Raw genomic sequence first — 11,284 nt, forward strand, 5'->3', positions numbered from 1 at the left:
GGGCGATCAGATCGGGAAGGTTCACCTCATAATATGAGTCCATGCTCACGCTTGAGTCCTCATGGTAGAGCCTCCACAGCCTGCCATTGGTGAGGATCGCCCATTTGGGCGGGGTTGCCCTCAGGTAGTTGTCGATCTGAAAGCTGGGGTTGGTCATCTCCCGCAGCACCCTTCCCTGACGGCTCTTATCTAGAACCACATTCCAGGCCTTGGCATCTCCAACGGCCACCGACCTCTTATAAAAGTCATCCGAGCCCTTTTGGGAATAGGCCTCATTCAGCGCCTCAGCATCGGGAAAGAAGGCATAATCGGGCTTCAGGGGATCATGATGCAGGCTCTCCTGGACGCCATAATGGTGGCCCAGGGCATCTAAGACCGGGCGAATCCAGTTGTGCTCCAGATCCGCCTCAACATACCGAGGAAAGTTCTTCTCCTTCTCAAAGAATTTGTCCTTTATCCTGGTGTAGGCCTCCAAAAGACCGGATTCATCATCCCACTCCGAGGACTTCTGGACCATGTTCTCCAGGTAATGGTTGGAGAAAAGGTTGCTGTTGTTGAACACGTGCTCCTTAATGGTGACCTCTGCCGCTTCATCCAATCCGCTTCCCTCGATCTGCATTAACCATCGCTTGTAAGAAAAGCTTTTGGATGAATGATCTCAAACCAGCTTTGCCTTCCCAGTCGATTTGTCCCTTTCGTATAGACTGCTATCCAGAGTCACCAGCGGCACACTTTTTATCCAGGCACAAGAGATAATCCATTATGATCGTCTGGTGGGGTTGGCTGCCGGAGCCGGTCCCTCCCCTACAATTTTTCCGCAAATGATCGCAGTCTATTAATAGGAATAATTATATTAGCACTTTCGCGAGAAAACCGAGGCGCAGCGGATAAATGCCCAGCACAAAATATACCAGAATAGAGATCACCCCCGAGGCTTACAGGGCCCTTGAAGCCGAAGCTATTCTGCAGGAGAAGACACTGAAGAAGCTAGCCTCCGAGCTGATTTTGCGGGGCATTTCCAAAGAGGCCCTCGATTTTATCAAGAAGGCAGGAGAATCCAAAAAAAATCGCCGGGCACTGGACAGCAGCGCCATGGAGAGGGCTATCGAGGAGATCGGGGCCACCGGAATGAGCTTCGATCAGTCTATTCTGGAGAACATGCACGATATCATCCAGGATGAGGGCTATTCCGAGGGAATGCTTTATGCCGTTCAGAACACCGCCTCTATGCAGAGAGATGAGCTTCACCGGGTGCTGAACATTTGCGAGCGCCACGGCCTGACCAACATTCTGGCAGCGGATATCATCCTGAACCTGAACAAGATCGAGTCCGGCACGAGATGAGAATTTGATCAAAATCGGCTCAGGGATTATGGATCTTTGCCCGCACTCTGCCCATCAACCTGTTCCTTTTTGGCCAGGCCAAGGCCGATGAACATCAATGGCGCCCCCAGTGTGACCCAGAGCCCTGCCAGCATGCTCCTAATGTAGTCGAGGGCCCAGTCGGCTGCCTCTATCTGCATCGCCTCTTTCAATCCATACCAGATCAGGACCACTCCTATCATTCCCAGAAGATAGCGGACCAGACGCCTGGATAGTGGACCGTCTGCCAAGAAGCCTCCTCTCCTCTTTAAAATAGCATAGCCAGAAGAGATACCAAGCATCATCCCTGCAGCACAGAATGCATCAACCGGGCGGAATGGATCGATGGGCTCTCCAGTTGCAGCCAGAGCATTGGCCTCCCAGGCAGAGGGCATCTGCCAGGCACCCGTGCCGGCCAGGCCCAGGAGATAAAGGGCGATGATGGCGAAAGAGGCTAGGGCGGCGAGCAGGATCTGGCCTTTCAGATTCATTCTTCCGATCTTCTCCTCCATAACTGGCATTGCCTTGATGGATGAGCCCAGAAGCACTGCACCCACGCCCCAGCCTACAAGCACATCTCCCAGGAAGTGGACCCCCAGATAGGCTCGAGAGAGACCGATTAATAAGCAGGTGCCAGCGGCCAGGAGATAGGCCCAACGCTTGTGGATGAGTTGTGCGGTCAGGCCCCAGATGGAGACGGCATTCTGGGCGTGCCCGGAGGGCATGCCAAAGGAGGGTTCAGTGCTCCAGGCCTGGACATTGGGATCGACCCAGTAAGGCCTGGGGCCGTGCAGAGCGATCTTCAGGGCAGAATTCAGCCCATGGCTCGTGACCAGCATCAGTCCCACCCTGAAGCCCCATTTTGCATCCCAGCACCAGAACAGGAAGGGCATAAAGAGGAGCATGAACTCCAGCGATCCCAATGAGGTGGCCAATCTCATTATCGGGATGGCCCAGTCCTGGCCCTGCAGGAATAGGATTATGGAGAGGTCCGTATCCATCATATTCCAAAAATATCTCTGTCCTATTGCGCCATCTCGTCCGTCTGCATCATGCCGAAGATGTTCTTCTCGCTATCCAGGCAGTAGGCCAGCCAGCCGACACCCATAATTGGCATCTTGGGGACTGCAACCCTTCCCCCTGCCCGAATAACCCGGTCGATATGCTCGTCAAGGTCAGGAACTTCTATTGTGCAGATGAATGAGTTGACCGATTGTCCCTCTGCCGGAGGAGGACCGCGGCGGAAGACGAGACCGCCGTTGATGCCAGGCTCAGCCTCACTGCCGGTCGTAACCTGCCAGTAACGATTCTCATCCTTGATCTTCACTTTTGGGATCTGCCATTCATCGATCTGCCAGCCGAAGACCTCCCGGTAGAAGCTCGCTGCTCTCTCGGGATTCTCTGCCTGTATCTCAAAATGGACTACTCGGTTCATGCGAAATGCATTATTTATGCATTATATTTAGATTAATTGGCTTGCTCCTCTTCCTGAGAGTGATCGTTCTCCGGCACTGGACAAGATGATGCCTCGACCGGCTGCTTCATGATTATGACATTCTGATATGGATACGGGATCTCAATTCCCTCTGCATCAAACCTTTTTTTTACTGCTTCCCTTATGTCGCACCCGGCATCGTATGCCATCCCCCGGCTGGGGGCGTAGAAGGTCAGGCGCAGGTTCATGGCAAAGTCTCCCAGCTCGATGAGGCGGACATTGATGCCCTTCTCCTTCAGAACATGGGGGTGGCTCTCGGCCACCTCTGTGATGATGCTTCGTGCCTTATCGATATCCGATGAGTAGCCTATTCTAAAATTAACCGGCCAAACGGTCTCCGGATTGCCGATGCTCCAGTTCACAATGAAGTCTGAGCCCATCAGCTTGTTCGGCACTATTATTCTCCTCTGGTCCCAGGTGCAGATTATCGTATGGCGCAGAGTTATATCCTCTACATAGCCATACTCGCCTTTGAAGTCGACGTAGTCGCCAATGCGCATGGGTTTGAAGATGGCCAGAAAGATCCCGGATATTATATTGGAGAGGGAGTCTTGGGCGGCAAAGCCAATGGCTAAGGTGGCCACACCAGCGCCGGCCAGCATGGCGATGGCAATTCTGTTCAGTGAGGGGATGAGGAGTATGGTCATCAAGATGCCGACGGTATATATCGCGGCAACGATCAGCCTGCGGGTCATGGCATGGGAGGTCTCGTCAAACTCCTTGCCAAGCCGGCTGGATTCCACAATTTTTGGGATCTGCTTCTCCAGCAGACCATTGACCAGCCGGGCGATTAAAATAGTTAAGATGATAATTATAGATATGGATATGATGGTCGAGATAATGTACCATACGTTCTCTGCCAGAGCGCTTCCAATATAACGTATATATATGTATTTAATTATTGATATAATATCCTCTGCAGGACCTCGTCCGGTTAATTGGGAGGAGAACTCTGGAATATCTGCAAAGGGCAAGGTCATAAACCAGATTTCGACATCTGCAATACATAAAGGTTTGTGTTATTCCATGCACCTACCCGGGCCGCTGACCAAAACCTAAAAAATGGATGGAAATCCTTTCCGGCTGTACACAGCTAATCGCATACAGCCGCTTCTGCCAGCGAGCGCAGCGGCACTACATAGGGCCGACCCATAGCGTTCATGACCATGGCCTCTATGCCGTAGACCTGGCTGATATTAACCTCATTAAGAAGGGCCTTCGGCTCTCCTGCTGCATAGACCTTGCCTTCTTTTAGCATCACCAGCTTATCTGAGAAGCGGGAGGCTAAGTTGAGGTCATGGATGGCCATCACTGCGGAGATCTTCTTCTCCTTGACCAGGCTGCTCACCGTCTCCATCACCTCTAGCTGATGGAGCATATCCAGGTTGGATGTGGGCTCGTCCAGGAGCAGGACTGCCGGTTCCTGGGCCAGAGCACGGGCGATGAGCACCTTCTGTTTCTGGCCGCCGGAGAGCTGGGAGAAGTCACGCATGGCCAGGTCTTCCAGATGCAGCCTCTCCAAGACCTCAGCCACCTTATCCAGGTCTGAGTCCTGTACCCTCCAGCCGATATGAGGCCTTCTGCCCATGAGGACGGTATCAAAGACGGTTGTGGCCAGGGGGGTGGAGCTGGACTGGGGCACATAGCCGATCTGCCTGGCTACCTCCTGCCGGCTCATTCTTTCTATCTCCTGGCCGTTCATGAGGATGCTGCCCTTGGGCTTAAGGATGCGGTCCATGCACTTTATAAGGGTGGTCTTTCCCGAGCCGTTTGGCCCCACCAGGCTCAAGATCTCTGAGCTCTTCACAATGATGTTTACTCCATCGAGTATCTTATGGCTGTTGTAGCCGAATACGAGGTTCTTGATCGTGATTTCCACCAAGGGGCTGCCTCCTTTGAATATCGGATATCTAAGACGATGCGGCGCACATCTCAGATGAAGCGCATCTAGATATTCTTCTGTGATCGATTTTGTTAATATCTATTTCCTAATTCATGCTATCTATTATGGATAAATAGCTGTTGGTGTATGGATGGAATTTCGCAAAAACATCTCATTGTAAATGGATTTCATGATAGATGATTATGGTATCATATATCATTTGTGCGCTGATCTCCGAAAATCAAGATCATGAGCTGCTAGCGTGGCAAAATTGCAGTATCAGAAAATGATATTAATTATGGAAAAAATGACATTTATTGATAACTTCTCCTTGGTGGAAAATCAGGATGCCCACTTCTCAAGTTTTTTAAAAAATTAAGTTATAAATAATTAGACATCTGTCAATGATAGGGTGTGACTATTCCATAGACAGTGGTGCCTGGTGGCACATTTATGATCTTCTGCACTCCTTTCTCGAAGTAAATATCCTTCGGGTAGTTGTGCTCTCCATCGAAGATCCTGATGTTGTGGATCATTCCGCCCACCACCTTGAACTTGAAGACACCATCCAGAAGATCGCCACCTGTTCCCTCTTTGCCAATGAGAACTCCGTCCACATAGACATCATAGCCCTTCAAGGTGGTCTGGATGGTCACCGGCGTGTCTCCCGCGACAATTGCAGGCACGGCAGGCTTTGCAGCCACAGCAGCCGGGTATTGAGTGGTGCTGCTGGCAGAGGTGGTCTGCTGGGCCGTTCCGCTGTATGTCTGCATGACGCTGGTTGTGGCTCCGGGGAGCATCTGCACCGCCTGCGTAGGCTGTACGGTTTGCATGGCCTGCACTCCAGAGGCTGCAGGGTTGTTGGTGGATGGTGGCATATCAGCTGCCACTGCCGTCTGCTGGGCTGGAGGGGCCTGGCTGATCACATCGATGATGATGGCGTTGCTGGGCTGATTATTGAGCACAAAGAGGAGAATGTGCCTGCCCACCTCATCAGCCTTGAAGTTCAGGCTGTTGTGTCCGGGGTAGAGGTCCAGACGCTTGCTGGTGATGTTGAGGGAGTTGCTCTGAAGGATCCAATAGTAGTCCGCCTGGCCGCCCACGGGGGCAAAGGCGATGAACTGAATGCCGGATCCTGCCGGGACGATGGCGTACTGGGACCAGTCAGCTCCTTTCTGAATCCAGAGCTCATTTCCTCTGCTGGCGGCCACTGTAGATTGGTACTGGGTATATGCGATCCCCTTACCGCTGCCGAAATATATCCGGGAAGGAACATTTTGAGTCACATCGATCTTTACCGGAGCGAAGGTCTTGACCACTGGGACAGAGCTCTCCATATAGAACTCGGAAAAGAAGGTGGTGGCGGTGCTGACATCCTGAAACTCCGGGCCAAACCAGAAACCTTCCCCACCTTCGGTGCCGAATCCGAACAGGCTCTTGACGAATTCTTCATCGAAGTCAGTCTCGGATACCTCCATGGATTGCGATATGGATACATCATATCCGGCTGCCACTCCCAACCCCATGACCAGGGCCAAGAGACATAAGCATAGGCAATTGAATCTCAACTATTGCACCTCAATGAATACTGACTGGACTTGTGTCTATTTAGCCTTAAGTCTTGTATCAGGCTCATCTGAATCTCATGGAAGAGAACAAGAGTTATTTTATCCTGTTATGAAACACCCTCTTTGCCTTTCCTTCCTGGCGGGGCAAGCCTCCCAGGGGGAAGACGTCTCCTTTGGGGGAGAATCCCAGCGCCTCTTTGAGAGCCTTTTCCACCATATAGCCGGTCACTCCCGGTTCGGCTTCGACATTGACCCGGACGCTATTGACTCCGTCCTCCTCCTCCACTATGATCTGGTAGTTGTTGCCAATGCCCGGTATTCCCAGGAGGGTTTGCTCAATCTGCTTGGGGAAGAAGTTCACCCCTTTCACAATCAGCATGTCATCCCTTCGCCCGGTTATCGGTGCTAGACGGATGTGAGTTCTGCCGCATTCGCATCTGTCCCGGGATATGACATGGGTGAGGTCAGCTGTCCGGAAACGGATCATGGGCAGCGCCTCGCGGGTGAGCGAGGTGAAGACCAGCTCTCCCTCTTCTCCGTCATCCACTGGCTCTCCTGTCTTTGGATCGATGATCTCCAGGATATACTGATCCTCCCAGATGTGGATCCCGTCGTGCGCCGGGCAGTCCATGCCTAATGTGCCAACGCCTCCGGACTCAGTCATGCCGTATATGTCGAAGACGTCGATGTCCAGGCCCGAGGAGATCTTCTTTTTCATGGAGTCAGAGAAAACCTCAGCTCCGAAGATGCCTATCTCCAGGTCCGGCAGGCTCTCTTTCTCTTCGGCCAGCACCTCCATCAACCGGATGCCATAGCTCACCACTCCGGTGAAAACCCTGGTCTTCAGATCTCGAGCCAGGCGGATCTGCCGGGCGGTGTTTCCCGGACCGGCGGGGATCACGAACAGTCCTGCTGCCCGAGCGCCATGATACATGCCAAAGCCACCATTGAAAAGGCCGAAGAGGGGTGTGATCTGGGTGGGGTCCCCAGGCTTCGCCCCGGCCATACGGTAGCAGCGGGCCATGCATTCCGCCCATTGATCAAGGTCTGAGCGGGTGTAGGGCATGACTACCGGGGTGCCGGTGGAGCCGCTGGACATATGCATCTCCACGATCTGATCGCGGGGAACGCAGGCCATATTCAGGGGGTAGCTCTCCCTGAGGATGTCCTTGCCGGTGAAGGGCAGTCGGACCACGTCCTCTGCCGTCCTGATATCCTCTGGCCGGACGCCTTTCTCGTCGAATAGACGCCGGTAGATCGGATTGGATTCATAGACGTGACCGACGATGGCCCTCAGCCGCTCGGACTGAATCTGGGTGATTCTCTCTCGGGAGGCCGTCTCCATCGGTTCATTGTGAAATTTGCTCAATTCTGTCATGCTTTGCTCCTGCCAAGTGAAAATGCTCTCAAATTGAGATCTCGGAACTTCTCCCGGACGCACAGGCCGATGGCCTCCTCCCAGGATTCCAGGGGGAGGTCCAGCCCACGGGATATCGTCCCCAATAGTATGATGTTCGCTGCCCTGCTGTCGCCCAGCTCTCCTGCCAGCTTCGGGGCGTCGATATAGACCAGCCGGGGAAAAGCCCTGGCCAGCAGTTCCTCCGCATTCTCTGGGTAGCGGGCAAGACCGGAGGAGACTGTCACCGGCACAATGGCCTGGCTGCTGACTGCGGCCAGGCCGTCCGGCCGGAGAAATTCCCAGTACCGCAGGGCTTCCACCTTCTCCAGCGCCCCCAGGATATGAGCGCTCTTTTTGGAGACCAGGGGGCTCTTGACCTCTTCTCCATAACGAATCTGGGCCATCACCGAGCCTCCTCGCTGGGCCATGCCGTGCACCTCATTGGTCTTGACCTGGTAGCCCTGAATCATCGCTGCCTGGGCTAATATCTCGCTGGCCAGCAGTATCCCTTGACCGCCCACGCCGACGAGGACGATGCTCTTTGTGCCGTTCGAGTCCGGGTTGTCTGCGCTCTCCGTTCTCTCCCTGCTTTCTTTGTTCATCATTCCCTCTGTCCTCTCCGCCACCCTCTCGATCATACTCCCTCCCGGCTGACAATCGCCCCGGCGGGGCAGATCTGTTCGCACAGGCCGCAGCCCGCACAGAGGGTCTGATTGATCTTCATCACCCCATCCACTCCCTCTATCGCCGGGCAGCCCAAAGAGAGGCACAGCTCGCAAGCCCGGCACTCCTCCGCCAGGATGGTTCTCATCGCCCCCACCCGTCTCCTCTCCCGCAGGGGGCAGGGAGCGCGGGATACAATAAGAGAGGGCTCAAGAGCCGCCAGCTCCTCTTTGATCGCCTCTCTGGCGTCATCCAGCTGGTAGGGATCTATCGTCCGGACCCGCTTGATCCCGCAGGCCCGGCCGATATCCTCGATGGAGACTGCGACCGTCGGCTCGCCGCTAATGGTCCTGCCGGTTCCCGGATGGTCCTGGTGGCCGGTCATGGCAGTGGTGCGGTTGTCCAGCACGATTATGGTGGAGTGGCCCTTATTGTAGACGATATCCAAGAGACCAGTGATCCCGGAGTGAAAGAAGGTGGAGTCTCCAACCACGCCCACCACCTTTCTCTTCTCCCCTGCTTTCTCCATGCCGTGGGCCATGGAGACTCCTGCTCCCATGCAGAGGATGCTGTCCATCCGGTCCAGGGGCTGAAAAGCGCCCAGGCTGTAGCATCCTATGTCCCCGGTGACCACCACATCCTCCCTGGAGAGGGCATAGAAGATCCCCCGGTGAGGGCAGCCGGGGCAGAGCACCGGCGGGCGGGGAGGAAGGAGCTCTCTATATGGATCCTCTTCCTTTCGGGTGGCCTCTCCTCCATCCATCAGCCTTCTGGACTGGAGCAGTCGGTCTACGGACAGCTCCATGATCCCCGGCACGAAATCTCTCCCCTGGCAGGATATCCCCAGGGCTTTTACGTGCTCTTCTATGAATGGATCCAATTCCTCAACCACCAGCAGCCGGTCCACACCCTGGGCAAACTCCCGGATCAATGCGTCCGGGAAGGGATAGGAGAATCCCAGCTTCAGAACCGAGGCGTCCGGCCAGACCTCGCGGGCATACTGGTAGGCGATGGAGGAGGTGATGATTCCCAGGCCTTTTGACCTCCAATCGATGCGATTTGCTGGCGACTTTTCTGAGAGCGCCTGCAGCTCTTTCAGCCTCTCTTCCACCCTCTGGCGCATGGGCCGGCCCCATACCGGTATGGGAACGAACCGGGGCGGGTTCTTGACAAAGCTGATCTTATTCCCGCCAGCTCTCTCCCCCAACTCGACCAGGCTGCGAGAGTGGCTGACTCTCGTCGTTGAGCGCAGTATGGCCGGGGTCTTGAACTCCTCCGAGACGGAGAGGGCGAGCATGAGGAGATCCTTGGCCTCCTGGCTGTCCGCCGGCTCAAAAAGGGGGACCCGGGCAAAGCGGGCATAATTGCGAGTGTCCTGCTCGTTCTGGGAGGAGTGCATCCCCGGGTCGTCTGCCACGCAGGCCACAAATCCACCCTCCACGCTAATGTAAGAGAGGGTCATGAGCGGATCTGCGGCCACATTCAGCCCCACATGCTTCATGGTCACAATGGAGCGCGCCCCGGCCAGTGAGGCTCCGGCTGCGACCTCAAAGGCCACCTTCTCATTGGGGGACCACTCGCAGTAAACCTCCGGACTGTACCGGGCCAGGTTCTCCAGGATCTCGGTGGAGGGAGTCCCGGGGTAGCCCGTGCCAACAGTGACGCCGGCCTCGTAGGCCCCACGGGCTATGGCCTCATTGCCGGAGAGCAATTTTCTCAAATCCTTTTCACCTTCGCCTGAAATTACTCGTCATGGGATTTTTCGCTGGTTTATATTGATCTTTTATGCACATTCTTATACATCAGAGTATGATCTGTCCCTATGGACGAGGGAATATAATTCTTGTGGTTTGCGGATCCCGCGGGATTTTTTCCCCAAGAAGCTTGGCGATTCGCTTGCATCTACTGACCGCATCGAAAGTGTTAGGCTGTTTGAAGGCTTTACTTGAGCGGTAGTCCAGGATCGATGCCGAAGATCGAGCGGGCCATGAAGCCAGCATGATGCCTTAGGAGTTAGATCTACTCAGCCTAATAGGCATTCAACGAGGAGATGGTGATGGATTTCTGCAGGCTGTGTCACTGGCTGCATCAGTTTATAGAGTGGTTCTAGAAGATGGTGAGGATGAAGGAGGGCAAACGGTATAAATGTTAAGCGGTTTGATAAAAACGATACTAAAAAAGCTCAAGAGGGGTTGCAGTGCAGGGAAACCACAATGGTATCGAAAAGCGTCTCTGGATTGCGGCGGACGAACTGCGTGCCGACTCCAAATTGATGGCTTCAGAGTACTCTCTGCCGGTTCTCGGCTTGATCTTTCTCAAGTATGCCGATTTCAAGTTCCGCCAGGTGGTGCAGGAGCTTAAGGGAAAATGGTGCGATTGGTGGCCCATTGGCAAGCTGTGCTATCAGGGCAAAGGCGTTCTTTACCTTCTCGAAAGGGCCCGCTTTTCCAACCTTATCCGGCAAGATATGGCTACTCCATCGAATTATTTTTATTATTTTAACTTGCCTCAAGGGAGAGAGCAAGGTAAGAGCCGATCCAGCGGAGCGGCTATTACAGCTGTAACAGGCATCTTCATCACACTTGGAAACTTTTCCTCGGATGGCTTTCAGGCTTTCTGAAACTCATCCCTGAAATTATGAATGCAAAAAGACAATGACATACCCCGAAGGAAATAATGAAAGCTCCGAGTTGGTCCCCCCGTTTCACCCTCACCCCCGCCATCGCCCGCGGCCTGATGCAGATCGAGGCAGCCCGTGCCTTAGTGGAGCATACGACCATCCCGCCCGCCGCCGAGGCCGAGCTTCGGGCGCATGCTCGCGTGCGGGCGGTGCACTACTCCACTTTCATTGAAGGCAACCGCCTCACCATGTCCCAGGCAAAGGCGGCAATCGCCGACGCCAATCTGCAAATCGC

Annotated in this window: 10 protein-coding genes and 2 pseudogenes; 3 read left to right on the forward strand and 9 right to left on the reverse strand. The window is 54.4% G+C overall.

All coding sequences use genetic code 11. The annotated features are described in order from the left end of the window. A pseudogene (locus BP727_RS09275) lies at positions 1-619 on the reverse strand (hypothetical protein); the annotation flags it as partial. A 272-nt stretch (positions 620-891) separates the two neighbouring features. On the opposite strand from BP727_RS09275, the gene BP727_RS09280 reads away from it, so the two are divergent. Further along, positions 892-1,344, forward strand: coding sequence for a hypothetical protein (locus BP727_RS09280; RefSeq protein ID WP_013718896.1), 453 nt, complete (start codon positions 892-894; stop codon positions 1,342-1,344). A gap of 26 nt (positions 1,345-1,370) precedes the next feature. On the opposite strand, the gene BP727_RS09285 is transcribed toward BP727_RS09280, so the two are convergent. The 8 genes from BP727_RS09285 to iorA form a co-directional block, all read right to left on the reverse strand. Next, on the reverse strand, positions 1,371-2,366 hold the full coding sequence (locus BP727_RS09285; protein ID WP_286858496.1) for a phosphatase PAP2 family protein: 996 nt from the start codon (positions 2,364-2,366) through the stop codon (positions 1,371-1,373). 20 nt (positions 2,367-2,386) lie between these two features. Beyond that, positions 2,387-2,797, reverse strand: coding sequence for a VOC family protein (locus BP727_RS09290; RefSeq protein ID WP_273277908.1), 411 nt, complete (start codon positions 2,795-2,797; stop codon positions 2,387-2,389). 32 nt (positions 2,798-2,829) lie between these two features. Further along, complete coding sequence (locus tag BP727_RS09295) at positions 2,830-3,837, reverse strand: mechanosensitive ion channel family protein (protein ID WP_273277907.1); 1,008 nt, start codon at positions 3,835-3,837, stop codon at positions 2,830-2,832. A gap of 113 nt (positions 3,838-3,950) precedes the next feature. Continuing rightward, positions 3,951-4,739 (reverse strand): ABC transporter ATP-binding protein, encoded by a 789-nt coding sequence (locus tag BP727_RS09300; RefSeq protein WP_013718892.1) that lies wholly within the window; start codon positions 4,737-4,739, stop codon positions 3,951-3,953. Positions 4,740-5,140: 401 nt separating this feature from the next. Beyond that, positions 5,141-6,307, reverse strand: coding sequence for a hypothetical protein (locus tag BP727_RS09305; RefSeq protein ID WP_273277905.1), 1,167 nt, complete (start codon positions 6,305-6,307; stop codon positions 5,141-5,143). 94 nt (positions 6,308-6,401) lie between these two features. Next, positions 6,402-7,685, reverse strand: coding sequence for a phenylacetate--CoA ligase family protein (locus tag BP727_RS09310; protein ID WP_273271254.1), 1,284 nt, complete (start codon positions 7,683-7,685; stop codon positions 6,402-6,404). After that, a complete protein-coding gene (locus BP727_RS09315; RefSeq protein ID WP_273271253.1) occupies positions 7,682-8,344 on the reverse strand; it encodes an indolepyruvate oxidoreductase subunit beta in 663 nt (220 codons plus the stop codon). Before BP727_RS09315 ends, BP727_RS09310 begins: the two co-directional genes overlap by 4 nt. Continuing rightward, positions 8,341-10,089: an indolepyruvate ferredoxin oxidoreductase subunit alpha gene (iorA, locus tag BP727_RS09320; RefSeq protein WP_286858503.1), complete on the reverse strand. Its 1,749-nt coding sequence runs from the start codon at positions 10,087-10,089 to the stop codon at positions 8,341-8,343. The genes BP727_RS09315 and iorA overlap by 4 nt, the downstream gene beginning before the upstream one ends. A gap of 477 nt (positions 10,090-10,566) precedes the next feature. Between iorA and BP727_RS09325 the strand changes: the two genes are divergently transcribed. Together BP727_RS09325 and BP727_RS09330 are read left to right on the forward strand one after the other, a co-directional pair. After that, on the forward strand, positions 10,567-10,989 hold the full coding sequence (locus BP727_RS09325) for a type I restriction-modification system subunit M N-terminal domain-containing protein (protein WP_286858505.1): 423 nt from the start codon (positions 10,567-10,569) through the stop codon (positions 10,987-10,989). A 56-nt stretch (positions 10,990-11,045) separates the two neighbouring features. Next, a pseudogene (locus BP727_RS09330) lies at positions 11,046-11,284 on the forward strand (Fic family protein); the annotation flags it as partial.

Origin of the sequence: Methanosaeta sp. UBA356, from assembly GCF_002496465.1 — an archaeon.
Lineage (GTDB): Archaea > Halobacteriota > Methanosarcinia > Methanotrichales > Methanotrichaceae > Methanothrix > Methanothrix soehngenii.